This is a genomic window from Nitrospira sp. T9 (assembly GCF_052156535.1).
Classification (GTDB): Bacteria; Nitrospirota; Nitrospiria; order Nitrospirales; family UBA8639; genus Nitrospira_E.
The window spans coordinates 21,157-36,819 of record NZ_JBQKUP010000035.1; the positions used below are offsets into that span (position 1 = coordinate 21,157).

General features: G+C 50.5%; 18 protein-coding genes. 9 read left to right on the plus strand and 9 right to left on the minus strand.

Translation table 11 applies throughout. From position 1 onward, the window contains the following. The first annotated feature begins 228 nt into the window (after positions 1–228). Entirely contained in the window at positions 229–480 is a 252-nt protein-coding gene (locus ACTRXD_RS10430; RefSeq protein ID WP_312745699.1) for a type II toxin-antitoxin system Phd/YefM family antitoxin, read from the plus strand. After that, the gene (locus ACTRXD_RS10435) at positions 477–731 is read left to right on the plus strand and encodes a Txe/YoeB family addiction module toxin (protein ID WP_442431752.1); all 255 of its coding nucleotides are present in this window, start codon (positions 477–479) and stop codon (positions 729–731) included. Before ACTRXD_RS10430 ends, ACTRXD_RS10435 begins: the two co-directional genes overlap by 4 nt. A 208-nt stretch (positions 732–939) precedes the next feature. Here the strand turns inward: ACTRXD_RS10435 and ACTRXD_RS10440 are convergent, their stop codons facing one another. The 3 genes from ACTRXD_RS10440 to mtgA form a co-directional block, all read right to left on the minus strand. Beyond that, complete coding sequence (locus tag ACTRXD_RS10440; protein WP_442431753.1) at positions 940–1,284, minus strand: HepT-like ribonuclease domain-containing protein; 345 nt, start codon at positions 1,282–1,284, stop codon at positions 940–942. Continuing rightward, positions 1,271–1,576: a nucleotidyltransferase family protein gene (locus ACTRXD_RS10445; protein ID WP_442431754.1), complete on the minus strand. Its 306-nt coding sequence runs from the start codon at positions 1,574–1,576 to the stop codon at positions 1,271–1,273. The genes ACTRXD_RS10440 and ACTRXD_RS10445 overlap by 14 nt, the downstream gene beginning before the upstream one ends. A 237-nt stretch (positions 1,577–1,813) precedes the next feature. Beyond that, positions 1,814–2,596, minus strand: coding sequence for a monofunctional biosynthetic peptidoglycan transglycosylase (gene mtgA / locus ACTRXD_RS10450; RefSeq protein WP_442431755.1), 783 nt, complete (start codon positions 2,594–2,596; stop codon positions 1,814–1,816). Positions 2,597–2,919: 323 nt separating this feature from the next. On the opposite strand from mtgA, the gene ACTRXD_RS10455 reads away from it, so the two are divergent. Continuing rightward, positions 2,920–3,924, plus strand: a complete 1,005-nt coding sequence (locus ACTRXD_RS10455) for a zinc-dependent alcohol dehydrogenase family protein (protein ID WP_442431756.1) — start codon at positions 2,920–2,922, stop codon at positions 3,922–3,924. A 169-nt stretch (positions 3,925–4,093) separates the two neighbouring features. On the opposite strand, the gene ACTRXD_RS10460 is transcribed toward ACTRXD_RS10455, so the two are convergent. Together ACTRXD_RS10460 and ggt are read right to left on the minus strand one after the other, a co-directional pair. After that, positions 4,094–4,540, minus strand: coding sequence for a CBS domain-containing protein (locus ACTRXD_RS10460; protein ID WP_442431757.1), 447 nt, complete (start codon positions 4,538–4,540; stop codon positions 4,094–4,096). Between the two features lie 67 nt (positions 4,541–4,607). After that, positions 4,608–6,365 carry a gamma-glutamyltransferase gene (ggt, locus tag ACTRXD_RS10465; protein WP_442431758.1) on the minus strand — a complete coding sequence of 586 codons (1,758 nt, stop codon included), beginning with the start codon at positions 6,363–6,365 and terminating at the stop codon, positions 4,608–4,610. Positions 6,366–6,689: 324 nt separating this feature from the next. Between ggt and ACTRXD_RS10470 the strand changes: the two genes are divergently transcribed. Both ACTRXD_RS10470 and ACTRXD_RS10475 read left to right on the plus strand, forming a co-directional pair. Continuing rightward, positions 6,690–7,991 carry an MgtC/SapB family protein gene (locus tag ACTRXD_RS10470; RefSeq protein WP_442431759.1) on the plus strand — a complete coding sequence of 434 codons (1,302 nt, stop codon included), beginning with the start codon at positions 6,690–6,692 and terminating at the stop codon, positions 7,989–7,991. A gap of 25 nt (positions 7,992–8,016) precedes the next feature. Continuing rightward, entirely contained in the window at positions 8,017–8,697 is a 681-nt protein-coding gene (locus tag ACTRXD_RS10475; protein WP_442431760.1) for a DNA polymerase beta superfamily protein, read from the plus strand. Between the two features lie 157 nt (positions 8,698–8,854). Here ACTRXD_RS10475 and ACTRXD_RS10480 read toward each other — a convergent pair whose 3' ends face one another. Together ACTRXD_RS10480 and ACTRXD_RS10485 are read right to left on the minus strand one after the other, a co-directional pair. Beyond that, the gene (locus ACTRXD_RS10480; protein ID WP_442431761.1) at positions 8,855–9,172 is read right to left on the minus strand and encodes a hypothetical protein; all 318 of its coding nucleotides are present in this window, start codon (positions 9,170–9,172) and stop codon (positions 8,855–8,857) included. Between the two features lie 98 nt (positions 9,173–9,270). Continuing rightward, on the minus strand, positions 9,271–9,438 hold the full coding sequence (locus ACTRXD_RS10485; RefSeq protein WP_442431762.1) for a hypothetical protein: 168 nt from the start codon (positions 9,436–9,438) through the stop codon (positions 9,271–9,273). Positions 9,439–9,778: 340 nt separating this feature from the next. On the opposite strand from ACTRXD_RS10485, the gene ACTRXD_RS10490 reads away from it, so the two are divergent. From ACTRXD_RS10490 to ACTRXD_RS10500, 3 genes are all read left to right on the plus strand, one after another. Beyond that, the gene (locus ACTRXD_RS10490) at positions 9,779–10,315 is read left to right on the plus strand and encodes an Hsp20/alpha crystallin family protein (RefSeq protein WP_442431763.1); all 537 of its coding nucleotides are present in this window, start codon (positions 9,779–9,781) and stop codon (positions 10,313–10,315) included. A 427-nt stretch (positions 10,316–10,742) separates the two neighbouring features. Beyond that, a complete protein-coding gene (locus ACTRXD_RS10495; protein WP_442431764.1) occupies positions 10,743–11,201 on the plus strand; it encodes a hypothetical protein in 459 nt (152 codons plus the stop codon). A gap of 148 nt (positions 11,202–11,349) precedes the next feature. Further along, positions 11,350–11,481, plus strand: coding sequence for a hypothetical protein (locus tag ACTRXD_RS10500; RefSeq protein WP_442431765.1), 132 nt, complete (start codon positions 11,350–11,352; stop codon positions 11,479–11,481). A 126-nt stretch (positions 11,482–11,607) separates the two neighbouring features. Here ACTRXD_RS10500 and nhaR read toward each other — a convergent pair whose 3' ends face one another. Together nhaR and ACTRXD_RS10510 are read right to left on the minus strand one after the other, a co-directional pair. After that, positions 11,608–12,519 (minus strand): transcriptional activator NhaR, encoded by a 912-nt coding sequence (gene nhaR / locus ACTRXD_RS10505; protein WP_442431766.1) that lies wholly within the window; start codon positions 12,517–12,519, stop codon positions 11,608–11,610. A gap of 419 nt (positions 12,520–12,938) precedes the next feature. After that, a complete protein-coding gene (locus ACTRXD_RS10510; protein ID WP_442431767.1) occupies positions 12,939–13,241 on the minus strand; it encodes a hypothetical protein in 303 nt (100 codons plus the stop codon). A gap of 817 nt (positions 13,242–14,058) precedes the next feature. Between ACTRXD_RS10510 and ACTRXD_RS10515 the strand changes: the two genes are divergently transcribed. Next, entirely contained in the window at positions 14,059–15,552 is a 1,494-nt protein-coding gene (locus ACTRXD_RS10515) for a DegQ family serine endoprotease (RefSeq protein WP_442431768.1), read from the plus strand. The last annotated feature ends 111 nt before the right edge of the window (positions 15,553–15,663 follow it).

A 15,663-nucleotide genomic window follows, 5' to 3' on the forward strand; every position in this document is an offset into this window, starting at 1 on the left:
TTTCGGTAGGTGCCGAAGCGGACTGTGAATCACCCATGCTATGCGAGCGCACTTAGACATAGAAAGCCGAGCCAGCAAAACAGGGAGAGAAAACGAAAATTTTTATGAAGTCGCCTTGATTATACTCAGGGACTTAAAAGTCTTCCCGATAGACCAACCGAATTGTCACTCTAGACAAACTTTTCATCTGACTGTACAGTTACCTGTACATATTGGAGGAACATAACTATGGATGCCGTGACGTATACTACTATTCGTGCAAACCTGGCCAGTGCCATGGACCGAGTGTGCAACGACCATGAACCTTTGATCATCACCCGCAACGGAGAGCAGTCTGTCGTGATGCTTTCGCTCGAAGATTATAAGGCGTTAGAGGAAACCGCCTATCTCTTGCGTACGCCCGCCAACGCCAAACGCCTCCTTTCGGCCGCCGCCCAATTGAACGCCGGCAAGGGCGTTGAGCGGAAGTTGGCCAAGTGAAGCTGATATTTGCTGACGAAGGATGGGAAGACTATCTCTATTGGCAGATGCAGGACAAACGCATGGTCGAACGAATCAATAAATTGATCCGGGAGACACAACGCGATCCCTTCACAGGTATAGGTAAACCCGAACCATTGAAGCATGCACTTTCAGGATTCTGGTCCCGCCGCATAACTGATGAGCATCGCATGGTCTATCGAATAGAGGGAGACGCACTCTTGATCGCCCAATTGCGCTTCCACTACTAAAAACCCGCCGTCAGAGTCCATGGTGTGCCTTCCCCACGGTCATTTCACAAAATCTTGTCTAGTTAACGCACTGACATGCGACGTAGGATGAGTTCTTTTTTCTTTTCCACATATGATGTGGTCTCCCTCAGGGGATCACACTCCCACTGACAACAAGGCCTGCATTATGACGATTTATTGGGGAACCGGGCGAGTGCCGTCCGAGCTATCAGCTTAGATCTCCGGATGTGACGTGTTCCAGTTCTGCGATTAGCGGTGGAAGGTCTTCTTGCGCCGTTTTCCAGAGAATATCCAGGTCGATGTCAAAATAGGCGTGAACCAACCGGTGGCGCATGCCGATCATGTCGTCCCATGGGATTCCGCAGGTTTGATCTCGAGTATCCGTTGTCACTTGATAGGCCGCCTCCCCAATAATTTCAATATCTTTGACCAAAGCCAACACCAATTGACGATCACTGTTTAAGTCAAAGCGCGTCCGGCCACGCACAAATTCAATGGCTTCGCGGGCGGCATCCAACATATGTCGGAACCGGATGAGGTCATCCTCCCTCATATTGGACCTCTGCTTCTTCCAGGATTCGCTGACGGAAATACCGGCTCAAGTCCTGAGGCGTGCGAAGATCAACCTTCCGTCCGCCCAGCAGCACTGAAAGCTCTCGTTCCATGCGCGCGATCCCGAAGAGGCCAGGGACCTGGTCGGGTTCAAACTCAACCAGCAAATCAATATCGCTTTCGGGACGAAAATCAGCACGGAGCGCCGACCCGAAAACCGCCAACCGCTGGATACCATGCTCACGGCAAAATGCAGCTATGGCGTCCTTGGGTAGTGAAATTTCAGAATTCATCCTTCTACCTCCATAACAAACTTTCGATGCCCCGATTCCTCAATGCACTTGAACACGATGCCGAGGAGCTTAGTTGGGCCATCCCTCACATGCGAAATAGGACAGCCAAATTCTTCGTCAATTGAGTAGATAAGTCAAGTTGCGAAACAGGTGAAAGGGAAAAGAATGTATTGTGAGTTCCTTAAGCGAAATTTCACAATCGCTTGCCCATTTGGCATAGGGAGGAGAGGAGCTCGCTCACCGGGTGGACATCCGACGGAGGATGAGTTCTTTTTTCTTCTCCACGTATGATGTGGTTTCCGTGGGCTGGTGTCGAAGGGGACTGGGAATGACCGCTGCCAGTCTGGCGCCCTCATCCATAGAAAGCCGCGAGGCCGGCTTGTGGAAATAACGTTGGGCGGCGGCCTCAATGCCAAACACGCCTGGTCCCCATTCAACGATATTGAGATAAAGTTCCAGAATACGTTTTTTACTCAAGGTCGATTCCAACATCCAGGTAATGAGAAGTTCTTTACCTTTGCGAATCGGATCCCGGGAGGTCGAGAGGTATAAATTCTTGGCCAATTGCTGGGTAATGGTCGAGCCCCCCCGAACAATCCGTCCTTTCTCCAAATTGGTTTCAATAGATTCCAGGACCTCATGCCAATCCACGCCGGTATGAGAATAAAATGTACCATCCTCGGATACCAGAATGGCCATACGAACGTGACGCGGAATGCGTGAGAGCGGCGTCCATCGGTAATCGATTTTCAGCGTGGTGCCTTGAGCATGCGCTTCGTCGATGCGTTGCCGCATAAGCGCGGACTCTGTGGGATTCTCCGTGGGCAACCGGGCGATCGAGAGAAACGGAAAGGTGAGAATCTCAAATACCACATAAAGGCCGAGAAGAATAAATATCGCTTTAAACGGAATGAGGCGAATCCACCGGAATCGCCGGACACGAGGCTTTCTCTGCGAACCGATATTCCAGAGAGGTTTGGGGCGACGGGGTTTTGCGGCTTTCGGCCTTGATCGCTTCATGCTGTGTTCTTGACTGCCCTTCACCTGTCCCGACGGATACGATATGATGAGGCCCTGGTGGACAGAACCGACTCGATGTTGCCCGAAGTACGTATCAATTTAACGAGACAGTTGTCCAATGATTTCTCGAAACAGTGCGATCCCATCTAACACAAACACGAGGAAGGTAAAACTCGGACCGGATTGGGTTTTATGATATCGTGGCTCCACCCGGGCACAGATTCTTCGCCGCTGGCTCAGAATGACAATTCTGGGTAGATTATCATCACCAGTTCGTCCAATGCCTGAATGGGATAATCTACATTTTCACCGCATAGGAGTGAATGATGAATGCCATGATCCTCGAACAGGATGCCGATGTCGCGACGGGTCCTTTACGGGCTCGCGATATCCCCAAACCTGAGCCGGGTCCCGGCCAGGTTCGCGTCAAGGTTCATGTCTGCGGAGTGTGCCGCACTGATCTGCACGTCGTCGAAGGCGAACTGCCCCCGTCTACGCGTCCCATTGTCCCCGGACATGAAACCGTCGGCATCGTGGATCGTGTGGGACAAGGAGTCAAGCAGATCAAAGAAGGTGATCGAGTAGGAATCGCCTGGCTCCAGGGAACCTGCGGGACCTGCGAATTCTGCAAGGCCGGGCGGGAAAATCTATGCACACAGGCTACCTTCACCGGCTATCACGTCCACGGCGGGTATGCCGAATACGCACTGGTCTCTGAACAATTCGCCTACCCTATTCCATCCGTGTTTACGGACGAAGAGGCCGCCCCCCTATTGTGTGCCGGCATCATCGGCTTTCGTGCCTTACGCCGCAGTCAGGTGAAACCCGGACAGCGGCTGGGCTTGTACGGATTCGGTGGCTCCGCCCATATTACGATTCAAGTCGCCCGGCATTGGGGTTGTGAAGTCTACGTCTGTTCCTTACGGGAAGAACATCGCACCCTGGCTCGTCAACTGGGAGCGGTGTGGGTCGGGACGGCCTCAGAGATGCCACCAAACTCTCTTCACTCAGCGATCATGTTTGCCCCGGCGGGTGAGCTGGTGCCTCCGGCACTTCGGGCATTGGAAAAAGGCGGCACACTCGCCTTGGCCGGCATCTATATGACCCCCATTCCATCCTTGGACTATACACTCGATCTGTTTCAGGAGCGGACACTCCAAAGCGTCACCGCCAACACCCGGCAGGATGGATTGGACCTGTTGGAGACCGCCGCTGCCATTCCCATTCACACCCACACGGTTCCCTTTCAATTAGAAGAAGCCAATCTGGCACTCCAACAATTAAAAGCCGGAACCATCCAGGGCGCGGGAGTCTTACATGTGCTGTAAAGGCCTAGGAGTCTGTCGGACTTAGGGGATCGAAAGCGAAACAGCGGCTGAGCGAGGCCAGATTTTGACGGTTTCGCAGGCCCATAGTGGGACTATGGGCCAAGAAAGCGGTGCAATATGGACCGCTGAGACACTGTTGCAGCCGATTCTTCCTAAGTCCGACAGGCTCCTAACACCCTCGCTCGAAAAACAGGCCGCGATTGATATCGCCGATGCTAACCATTCCCATCAGTTTGCCGTTTTCCGCGACGGGGATTCTCCTGAAATTCTTCACACCCATGTAGGAAGCGGCCTCTAAGATCGGCGTGGAGGGCGAGACGGTCAAAGGGTTCCGGCTCATCACCTCTTCAACCTTTTTTTTCAGGGCTTCCGGATATCCGTCCTCCATCTCGGTGAAATCCCGGCTGTGAACATTGTCATGGATATAGTCACCAAAATTCGGGAAAAGCGGTAATATCACGTCTCGAAGAGCCACCAACCCGATCAGATTCTCTTCTTGATCAATGACCGGAATCGCCCCGCAATGCCGACTCAACATTTTGATCACAACCGTTCGAACCGAGTCCGTTGGAAACGCCGTCAACACTCCTGTGGACATCACTTCACGTACAAGCATACCCACCTCCTGCGTTGAGGGTGATTGAGATAAATTACTGTACTCCCCTCAAAATGACATTGTCAGCTTAATACCCGGCGGCCAGGGAGTCGGGTTTGCGAGGATCGGATGCCCCATAGAACCCCTGCGGCCCCTTCAGAATGCTTTGAGCCCCACCCATGGTTTCCCCAACCGTAATGGTGTGACCCCATTGTTCAAGAAGGGTCAACGTGTCCGGACTCAATCCGCGTTCCACTCGCAATTCGTCGGGCATCCATTGATGATGGACACGGGGCGCTGCGGTGGCAGAGGCCAGATTCATATCATGATCAATGACGTTTAAAATAAGTTGAAGTGTCGTGGTAATAATTTGACTTCCCCCCGGGCTTCCGGTGGCGAGGAAGGGTTTTTCATTGTGTAAAACCAAGGTCGGAGTCATTGAGGAGAGAGGGCGCTTTCCGGGTTCAATCGCATTGGCCGCCGATCCCATCAGACCATAGGCATTGGGCGTTCCGGGCTTCGCCACAAAATCATCCATTTCATTGTTCAACAAAATTCCGGTTCCCACGGCCACAATGCCGCTGCCAAAGCTGAAATTGATAGTATAGGTGTTCGACACGACATTACCTTCTTTATCCATGACCGAAAAGTGTGTGGTATCCCGCCCCTCGTAAGGCAAAGGGTTGGAGGGCCGAATACTTGATGAAGGACGAGCCTTCTGCGGATCGATAGAAGCATGTAAATGTTTCGCATATGCCTTGGAGATCAGACCTTGCACGGGCATCTCGACGAATTCAGGATCGCCCAGCCATCGGCTCCGGTCTGCATAAGCCAGCTTCATACTCTCAACCAGCCAATGAATAGTCCTGGCGCTATTGTGGCCGAATATCTTGAGTGGTTCGTGTTCCAGGATTTTCAGCATTTGTATCAAATGAACGCCCCCGGAACTGGGCGGGGGCATCGACACAATGTCGTATCCGCGATACGTTCCCCGCAGCGGTTGCCGCCAGACCGCACGATAGCGACCCAAGTCTTCTTTGGTCATCAATCCTCCGTGGGCACGCATCTCGGCGCTCACACGCTCCGCGATTGGACCGTCATAAAAGGCACCTGCCCCCTGCTTGGAAATTTGTTGAAGCGACCACGCCAGATCGTTCTGGATCAATCGATCCCCGGACCGGAACATCGTCCCATCCGGGTGAAAAAAAATGCGGCGAGTGGAGGGCCACCGAGAAAGCTGTGTCGCATGCTCTTGTAGCGCTGCGGCCAAATCAGAGGAGACGATGATTCCTTCCCTGGCAAGTTGGATTGCCGGAGCCAGCACGGCCTGCAGAGAAAGGGTGCCATATGTTTCAAGCGCTTCCACCAAACCCGCGACCGTGCCGGGAACCCCCACAGATTGATGGCTGTAGCGAAGGCGTGACTGATCGACCGTGCCTTCCGCATCAAGAAACATCTGTGGTGATGAGGCAGCAGGAGCGACTTCGCGGTAGTCGAGGGCCATCGCGACAGGCTTCTCTGCTGCGTAAATCAGCATAAACCCGCCGCCCCCGAGATTCCCCGCCTGGGGAAGCGTGACAGCCAGCGCAAATCCCACTGCTACCGCCGCGTCAATCGCATTCCCTCCGGCTTTTAATATGTCCACACCCACACGGGTTGCCGTGGCCTCTTGACTGACGACAATTCCATGTTCGGCATAGACGGGATGAAAGATTTCCCGGTGGGTAAAGATGGGTGTATCTTGCGCCAACCCGTCATCCAAGACACTCCCCACCAAAACACACGAACACACTATCCATGCCAGGTATGTCTTACCTGCCAGTGCCCAATGAGGTGTAGTGTTCATGTGGGGAACCTTGGACTTCATCATGCCGGATACCCTTTGATACCCTTCACAGAGCCAACAAAAATCCATGTGGAATGGTGGGGTGGCTCCATCTTTCTTTGAACCGTTAGGTCTGTGGAGGAACCGGATCTCAGAATACCTTGAAAAGTTCTGAAAACAAAACCGGGCCTTTCACCCGACCAGGTACCATCCTATCGCCGCCGAGGCATTTTCTATTGAGCCCGTTTCTTGCTTCTCACATCCTATTGAGTGAGTATTGGATGAACAGCAAATAGATGAAGAGTCCTCATTCTGTTGCTTTGAACTTCCTGTTTTCAATAAGACATGACCGTGATGACTATTGAAGAATCTGTTCTCGGCTTTCTCGTAGCCCTTGCCGCAGGGACATTGATTGGCTTGGAACGTCAGCAGGATCTGAGCGTAGAGCGCAAAACCGGCATCGGCGGCGTACGAACCTTTCCCTTAATTGCCCTTGCCGGGGCCATGTCGGCGTTTATCTCCCAAACCCTTGGCGTATGGCCCATTATTGCCACTCTCCTGATTCTTGGCGTGCTCCTGGCTGTGGCGTATGAAAAGGAATGGGGTCGGAAGGAGTCACCGGGAATCATTACTCCACTGGCAGCCTTGATCACATTTCTCCTGGGTGTTCTCGCCTTACTCCCTGCCCTCCCCCTTGACGCCCCCCATCGGTATCTTCTCATCGTCGGAAGCGCGGGGGTGGTCATGGCGTTGTTGTCGTTAAAAGAACGACTGCATCATGTGGTGCAACAGGTGTCCGATGATGATATCTACGCCACCGCCAAATTTGTCATTTTAGCCCTTGTGGTGTTGCCACTCCTCCCCAACCGCACATACGGTCCTCTAGATGTCCTCAATCCCTTCCATACCGGCATCATGGTCGTTCTCATTGCGGGCATCAGTTTTTTGGGATATCTCTGCACTCGCATCATCGGCTCCAATAAAGGCCTTGCCACGACGGGAATCCTGGGAGGATTCGTGTCGTCAACCGCCGTCACCATGAGCATGGCTAATAAAACACGGGCGAACCCACGTCTGGCCCTGCCGGGAGCGATGGCCATCCTTGGGGCATCCAGCACCATGTTTGCCAGGATGTTGGTGATCGTGAGCCTCCTGCAACCGGATCTGTTCCTGATGCTTCTTGCGCCTTTGGGGGGCATGGCCGTCTGCGGGTATGTCATGAGTTTCATTTTGTATGGCAAAGCGCAACGAACAATGTCCGATGGTCAAGACATATCCCATCGAAATCCATTTGAATTACGTCCAGCCCTGGGATTTGGTCTATTGTATGCCGGAGTCCTGTTCATCTCGAAAGCCGCCCAAACCTACCTGGGCGATCAAGGGTTGTATGCGTCCAGTCTCTTAGCCGGGACCACGGACGTCGATGCCATCATGTTGTCAATCGTCCGGTTACAGCAGGACGGGCTGCTGGCCTTGACAGCCGCCACAGCCATCACCCTGGCAGCCATGACCAATACGATCGTGAAGATTCTGTTAGCAGGATGGTTCGGGGGAAAACCGCTCATGAAATATGTGGCGCCTGGAATGATCGCCATTTTGACAACCGGCGGTCTCATCCTGACCGTCTTTGGGTTCACACACCCTTAACGATGTAGATTCGAAACGAATGATCATGAATCCTCAGGCCGACGATCGTACACATACTCTTCTCAAAGTTCTCGTGGGCTCCCATGCCCATGGCTTGGCCTCTGACAAGAGCGACCGGGATTACCGGCGGGTCTATGTCATGCCGACGGAGGAAATGTTTCAGTTGGGATTTAAATATCCCGGCTCGCAGTGGACCAAAGGTGATGGCGATGAAACGGCTTGGGAGATCGGCCAATTTCTTCTGCTGGGGACACAAGGACATCCCCTGATTCTTGAAACGCTGGTGGCCCCTGTCATCACAGCCGATGCCTGGGGAGAACAACTGCGCATGCTGCTGCCGGCGCTTTGGTCGCCCCAAAAAGCCTTTGAGGCCTTTACCAACTATGCCAACAATCAACGCACCAAATTGCTGGATAAGAAAGATGGACGTCCGGCAAAGTATGCAGCTGCCTACATCCGTGTTCTCTACAATCTGTGTGAATTGCTCAAGTCGGGAAGCTTTCACATCCGCATTACGGACACATCGGCAGGAGAACGACTGACTCACATCAAAAATGGACAATACCGGTTAGGAGACGTGATGGATTGGGGGGAAGAACTTACTGCACAGGCAGAGCAATTAATTGCTGTCTGCGGGAATGAACGCGATCTACCACGCATTAATGAATTTCTGGTGGCCATTCGCCGGGCATTTCTGACCCCTTAGCCGGGTGAAACGCATGCCCTTGCCAACGGAAATCTTTCAGCTTCTCATTCCTTTTGCCCATCCATCATAAAAAGAGGGGATCAAATGATCCCCTCTTTCAATACCCCTGTTCCTGACTCCAGATTGATGGTGACATGGATACTCGTCATACCGTCATTCACTTTTTGCTCTTATCATTGTTACCAGATCCCGTAGGGACAGTCTTCTGCACGTCATACACGATATTGGGTCGAGTCTCATTCATGGGGTCGATGGCATGAGCATCATGAAACGCTGCGGCTTCCTTCAATGACTCTTCAAGTGATGGTGGACTCTCTCCCGGATCATTCGCCGTCGGCATGCCTAAAACGGGGTCTTTGAAATCACCCATGGGATAGCCCGGATGCTTTGGAAGTAGACCGGGATTTCCGAATGTCAGTGACCCAATCAACAATACATTTATCACAACTGTTGCAACAACGATAAATTTTTTCATAATTGACATCCTCCTTTCTCTCTTGGCCGAATCAGGAACAGAAGCAAGGGAAAAAATCAATTAAGGCCCTCCACTAAGCGGGCCTGAAGATCTCTGCGTTAGGCAGCAACCCGCTCATCACTGGGGAGAATGGTACGGGATTTTCGGTAAGACCCTTTCAGCTCTGATGAGCTTGGACCATCGCCAACTAACAAAGCCGTGAGGGCTACGATCACACCCGCCATTAGTCCCACACTGGCAAGCACGCCTTCAATAATACCACCCATAACATTCACCTCCTCTCATCCTAGCTTTTCAATCATTTCTGATTTTAATCATTAAAATAATTTCAGGTCCAAAAAAGTCAAGAGGCATGAAGACCACCTCGTCTTCATCCCCAACTGTTCTGGCGTTCCTGCCGCCCTTCCCTCACCTCCACTCAGATGGCTTGACTTTGTCGAAACATGAATTAGCTCTGTTTTATATAAAAGATATTTCGTCAGCGGATATGGTGCGGCGGAGGAAATAGGTCATGCCGGATGATTTCTTTCAAGGTTGACGTCTCCGGTGTGCCAGGCATGAAACACCATCTTATTCAAATTATTCGACGAAAGGAGGACATCCATCATGGAACTCAAAAATCTTCTTACCCCCTGGAATTGGTTCAAAAAAGAGGAAGAACAATCTCAATCAGCACGAAGTCAGAACGTATCCAGGTCGACCGACCATCCTCTGGCTCGGTTCCATCGTGACCTCGACCAACTGTTTGACAACGTTTTTCAAGGATTCCCTCTATGGGCGGGAGGAAGGGAAAACGGAAGTTCGTGGGGGGGCTTCATTCTGCCGCACGTCGATATCAGTGAAGACAAGAAGCAGTACACCATTACCGTTGAGGTGCCAGGCGTTGCTGAAAAAGATATTCAAATGACGCTTGCAGACGGGACCTTGATGATTCAGGGCGAAAAACGAACCGAGCAAGAAGACAAAAATAAACACTATCATCGGATCGAACGTTCATACGGTTCGTTTCAACGCATACTGTCTCTCCCAACGGATGCGGATGAAAACACCGTCGAAGCAAAATTTAAGAATGGCGTCTTGACCATCACTATCGCGAAAGATCCCGCCGCAAAACCGGCTGTACGAAAAATTGCCATAACGTAAGGCTTTCCACCCAGGTTCACTTTGTGACCCGGCGGTTGGCAGAACAACGCCAACTGCCGGACATCGCAAACATGGTTTCCCCTGGTCATGCTTCTTCCGACATTAACGGGCATTATTGCCTGATCCCCTCTTCAGATGTAGCCCACACTCGATATCGGTCAGTTTTACCTGACAATAAATAATTCCGAAATTCCAGAAGGAGTATTTCCGTTCATTGCCGTAGGACTTAAACGGCCATAATTAGGAAGCATGGATTGAATTTTTCGATTCTATTTATAATTTTTTTCAATTTGCCTCTATGCTTTTGAGGGCTTATCTTAAAAGAAGGAAAGACAAAAGCGCGGCCGAACCAATTATGAACGACGTCTCGGCATAGCAAATGAAGTTGAATATTCAAATCCTCAACCCAATGAAAGGAGGTCAAACGATGAAGAGCATCATGATGTTATCCACAGCACTGATCTTCATGGTTGGAACGGGGGGATACACGTTTGCCGATACGACAAAGCCTTCGTTTCAGATTGACCCAATAGAATTGTCAATCAATTCAGCTGAGTTTCATCTGACCCTGGCCCAGAAACTCGAACAAGAGGCCGCAGACTTGGGGGCCAAGGTGAGGGAGTTGAATCAAAAGGTCGCCAAGTACGAGAAGAAGCCCTACCTGGATGCCAAAGGCTTTCACCGGGATGGTCTAAAAAGGATTATTGGGACAACTTTACAAAAGGTAAGTACCCTAAGGGACCAAGTGGCCTGGCATCGTGATGAAGCCTCACGGTTGGCGGCTCTTGAAGAAATGCCTCAAGATCGTGCTTCAGATTCGGAAGATACGAACACCTCGATGCGTGGCACCCCTCGCTCACGCTCGCTCAGTGAGAGTCCATCATAAATAACACGTGTTGAGATGGATTGTCTGAATGGGTTGTAGGTAAAAACCTTTTCTTCATACTGAACACTGAAACTTGATTGTTAGGACTGGGAACCTATTCCGAAATGGGAGCAGTTGAAATCATCACGAAATCGAAAGGAGGATGAGCATGTTAGGAGAAGCAATCATTGCCATGTTGACGCTCATGTTTCTGATGTGGAGTGCCGCAATTTGGGCTTCCTTTAAGGAGGATACCGACCAAAAACCCGGGTCCCTCCATACCAGGAAAAAAGTGGCGTAATCGGAGGAGGGAGGAAGCCGGGCCTCTTGTTGTGAATGGAGCATTTCTCTTGGGGCTAGGAGAATACCGTCATCTCCACAAAAGAAAATTATCACATGACCGGTCCGGCTCTTTCCCATGATTCCCTTATTTTCTACCCAATCTAAAGGTTCTTTGTTTGGCGAATTCTGAAATCGCGAGTACGGACGGGTGCTTAATCCGGCGATCAACTGTATGGGCATAAAATCGTTGTTTAACGTGATCCGCATCTCCCACCACCTCTACCTGATACTGGCGACAAATCTCAGTCTTCATGATTGAGGAACCGGGGAAAATCCCCTTTCCTGCTTGCCCAAAGGCCTTTTGCATCGCACTATCGTCAAACTCTCCAACCAGGTGCGGATGAATATCATGAAGAGCAAACCAACCTTCCAGATCTTGGCGAAGTGCTGTATTGGCTTTGGGCAATAAGAACGGTGCTGAATTTAAGGACTTCGGATACCCCTTTCGATAAACCTTGGCCAATCCCGAAGTTGCAAAAAAACATACGCCGGATTCGCCAAGAAAATGATTATAGGCTTGAACTCGAAGGATCGGAGGAATCGGGGTGTCGGCCAGAACCACATCAAGTTCATGGATGATTAAATCCGCCAGTAGGCGTTCAAGCTTTCCTTCTTCGCAAATAATCTGAGTGGGACTTTCTGACTTGAGGGCCGCCGCCAGGAGTTCATAGACGACCATTTTGGGCAGGGAGTCTATCACTCCCACCATGAGCCGGTTCGGACGATCAGGCGGTTGCCCGCTCAGCGCCTGGGTCATCTCGCGGCCCAGTGAGAAAATTTCATCGGCATAGCGAAAAACCAGACGACCGGCCTCCGTGAGAAGGAGGCGACGCGGCCGTCGGATAAAGAGTTGTTGCCCGAGTGACTCCTCCAGGGCTTGCAGTTGGCTGCTGATCGTGGGTTGCGTGACATGCAGTTCTTCGCAGGCCTCTTTAATGCTCCCCTTTCGAGCCACCTCCCAAAAATACAGAAGGTGGTGATAATTAAGCCAATCCATCGGTTTGCTATCACTTACTCAAGAGTTGTTCAGTCAATTTCAGGCCTCTTATCCAAGATTAATGCGTAGGCTTTCTCGTAGCCACATCTAGCTAGTGGCATAGATCCCTCCAATTTCCCAACCAAATCGGGTTGATCCAAATATTTTCTGAAAATCTTCCCAAGTGAGTATAGAAGGTACAAAGAAGCCGAAGCACAAGGTAATGCGACGAAGGTGTTTCCCCTGACCGGACTCAGGTAATCACATCAAATGGGAATGCACGCATTGCTTGTCCGTTAGATACCCATTTTTCTTTGGAATTCCTTAGCATCTCCATACGGAGCAAAATCAATGTGATGAGCCGGTGGATGGAATTTCCCGCCGCTTTGGTGTTGGATGGGACAGAACACTTTTTCTGTTTCGGCTGCAATTCGAGAAGCCTATTGGAGTAATCCATTGGCGTATCCACAATATAGACAACCGGCTTTCTGAAACGGATTCAGATAGGGAAGACGATGCCGGTCCTGCCGTATATACTCTTGACGTGATAGGAGCGGGAGTCCGAGTAAAGGGAAAACCACCCGCTGATACAATTCCACACAGAGATCAAAAACCAACAAAGGGATGATCATCGCATAGATAAAAGGCGTGGCCACAAGAATAGTCCCTTGGGGAATAAGGTTCATCCAGCGCCAGCTTTTATATTTCCTGCCGTATTGAAATCGCGACCAAACGTTGTCCATAACGTTAAACACCTTTTCAATTTCCCAAATGTAACCCTCAACCCCCTTCCACTGCCGATTCAACGAAAATAGCCCCTCACGGACTCCCCATTCCATTCTTTGGGGTTACGTGAGTGTTGATTATAAAAATCCAAAAATCAATTATGTGATGGCTTTAAATGTTTGAATAATCATGCTTTCTATGAAGTCAAGTCACTTTATCTATCCTCCTAATCGGAGACCCGTATATGAGAATTTCATAAATTCCCCATGAATAATTTCCTTTCCGCGGCTTCCTGGTTTTGATGACGTAAAACAGCCTATCTTCATAAATCCATCCTAAAAGAGTCATTTCAAAAATCCCCGAATTCGCTCCTCGTTCAATTATCCTTGAAGCCGGATATCGGATCAAGAACGTTTCCGGGTAACGGGATTTCCATAACGTCGGTCTCTTGACTCCAGAATTGTTTGGTCTTATTTCAGAAATATTCAGAAGCGTTTCACCGGTTCAACAGCGCGGCATCCGGCATCCTATTGACTCGATCCCCTACGCAGGAAATGACAGGAGGTGCCCCATGTTCGAATTGCTTATCATTGGGTGTATTGGAGTGATCATATTTATCAACGCGCTGATTCTGAAATGGTTCATTGGATTTTTTGAATGAACTACCCAGGGAACAGACACAAACTTTTGAATATTTTAGAGCTTTAAGGCTTTGTCCTTATTGATGTGAAACAAGACTGCTTGTATGAAGGTTCTTTTCACATAGTCGAATTTTCTTCGTGAGGTCCAATGATGAGTCAATCCCAACTAGGTAAAAAATGGAATGGAAGGGGCGTGGGCATCTTCACCTTCATTGGCATGGCCCTGCTCATCGCTGGTATATGTTTGGGCCTGGGAATCGCCGGGGACTCAAGTCTTCTGCCAGGCCTCTCACCACAATTGAAGGTGAGCGGTACGCCTCTTTCGGATTCCTCCCCAAAACCCTTAGTGTCTGGTGCACTCTCATTTGAGCAACAAGACGCTCAGGCTCAGAGCAACGCACTTATTCAGGTAGCCAAGCTGGCGCGTCCCGCTGTGGTCAATATTTCCAGAACCGGCACGGCCAAAACCCCGGAAACATTGCGATCACCATTTTTTGATGATCCCTTCTTCCGTCGATTTTTCGGGGATGAATTTGAACGGCGGTTCGAAACGCCTCCCTCCCCTCGTCAAGAAGGTGGAGGTTCCGGGGTCATTGTGAGTGACGACGGGTTTATCATCACGAATAATCATGTGATTGAAAATAGTGATGCCATTCAGGTGCTGTTATCCGATAAACGAACCTTTTCAGCCAAGGTCATAGGAACTGATCCCAAAACGGATTTGGCTCTACTCAAAATAGAGGCCAAGAATCTGCCTGTCTTGCCATGGGGAGATTCCCATCAATTACAGGTCGGTGAAATTGTGATGGCCGTTGGCAATCCATTCGGGCTAAGCCAAACCGTCACCATGGGAATTGTCAGTGCGGTGGGTCGGGCCAATGTGGGAATTGTCGATTATGAAGACTTCATTCAGACCGATGCGGCGATCAACCCCGGCAATTCTGGTGGGGCCTTAGTGAATCTTCAGGGAGAATTAATCGGAATCAATACAGCCATTTTCAGCCGCTCCGGGGGATATATGGGCATTGGCTTTGCCATTCCCAGTAACATGGCCAAGTCTATTCAGGCCAGCCTTATTCAGCATGGAAAGGTGGTCAGAGGATGGCTGGGCGTTTCGATTCAGGACCTCACCCCAGATCTCCAAGCCCAATTTGATACTCCTGATACGCAGGGGGCCCTGGTCAGCGAAGTGATGGAAGACAGCCCTGCAAAAAAGGGCGGTATCCAACGCGGAGATATCATTCGGAAATATGATTCGCAGACTGTGGCCGACACCCGGCATCTCCGATCTTTGGTGGCGGAAAGTGTGCCCAATTCTCCAGTAAAATTAGAGGTCCTCCGGGATGGAAACCCCCGTGAAGTACATGTGACCCTTTCGGAAATGCCTAAAGATGTCAGAGCACTCGCCTCGACAGGGGAATTGAGGGGACATCATGCCTTATCGGGGATCACCGCGGAATCCATGCCCTTAGGGAAAAAGGGCGTGAAAGTGACAAAGGTTGATCCCGAGAGTTCCGCTTTCCGGGCCGGCATACGGGAAGGTGACATTATTCTTGAAATTAATCGTGAAGCCGTCAACAATGCGGATGACTTTCAACGGTTCACAGGGAAACTCGGATCCAAAGATAGAGTTTTGCTGCTCCTCCAACGCGGACGGAGCACGATCTTTTTCTCGATTACCCCCTAATTTTGAATGGCTGGAGGTTTCTGCATCCTGGGAGAAGGGGGCACCCATGTAGTGCCCCCAAACCAAAAAAACTGAGCCACCACCAAATGTCGTCATGAAAATTATTGTCAT

Excerpts from the sequence above, each read along its gene's own strand:
- ACTRXD_RS10430 (WP_312745699.1), top strand. The coding sequence starts at position 229 with ATGGATGCCGTGACGTATACTACTATTCGTGCAAACCTGGCCAGTGCC.
- ACTRXD_RS10440 (WP_442431753.1), bottom strand. The coding sequence starts at position 1,284 with ATGAGGGAGGATGACCTCATCCGGTTCCGACATATGTTGGATGCCGCC.
- ACTRXD_RS10445 (WP_442431754.1), bottom strand. The coding sequence starts at position 1,576 with ATGAATTCTGAAATTTCACTACCCAAGGACGCCATAGCTGCATTTTGC.
- mtgA (WP_442431755.1), bottom strand. The coding sequence starts at position 2,596 with ATGAAGCGATCAAGGCCGAAAGCCGCAAAACCCCGTCGCCCCAAACCT.
- ACTRXD_RS10455 (WP_442431756.1), top strand. The coding sequence starts at position 2,920 with ATGATGAATGCCATGATCCTCGAACAGGATGCCGATGTCGCGACGGGT.
- ACTRXD_RS10460 (WP_442431757.1), bottom strand. The coding sequence starts at position 4,540 with ATGCTTGTACGTGAAGTGATGTCCACAGGAGTGTTGACGGCGTTTCCA.
- ggt (WP_442431758.1), bottom strand. The coding sequence starts at position 6,365 with ATGAACACTACACCTCATTGGGCACTGGCAGGTAAGACATACCTGGCA.
- ACTRXD_RS10470 (WP_442431759.1), top strand. The coding sequence starts at position 6,690 with ATGACCGTGATGACTATTGAAGAATCTGTTCTCGGCTTTCTCGTAGCC.
- ACTRXD_RS10475 (WP_442431760.1), top strand. The coding sequence starts at position 8,017 with ATGAATCCTCAGGCCGACGATCGTACACATACTCTTCTCAAAGTTCTC.
- ACTRXD_RS10480 (WP_442431761.1), bottom strand. The coding sequence starts at position 9,172 with ATGAAAAAATTTATCGTTGTTGCAACAGTTGTGATAAATGTATTGTTG.
- ACTRXD_RS10485 (WP_442431762.1), bottom strand. The coding sequence starts at position 9,438 with ATGGGTGGTATTATTGAAGGCGTGCTTGCCAGTGTGGGACTAATGGCG.
- ACTRXD_RS10490 (WP_442431763.1), top strand. The coding sequence starts at position 9,779 with ATGGAACTCAAAAATCTTCTTACCCCCTGGAATTGGTTCAAAAAAGAG.
- ACTRXD_RS10495 (WP_442431764.1), top strand. The coding sequence starts at position 10,743 with ATGAAGAGCATCATGATGTTATCCACAGCACTGATCTTCATGGTTGGA.
- ACTRXD_RS10500 (WP_442431765.1), top strand. The coding sequence starts at position 11,350 with ATGTTAGGAGAAGCAATCATTGCCATGTTGACGCTCATGTTTCTGATG.
- nhaR (WP_442431766.1), bottom strand. The coding sequence starts at position 12,519 with ATGGATTGGCTTAATTATCACCACCTTCTGTATTTTTGGGAGGTGGCT.
- ACTRXD_RS10510 (WP_442431767.1), bottom strand. The coding sequence starts at position 13,241 with ATGGACAACGTTTGGTCGCGATTTCAATACGGCAGGAAATATAAAAGC.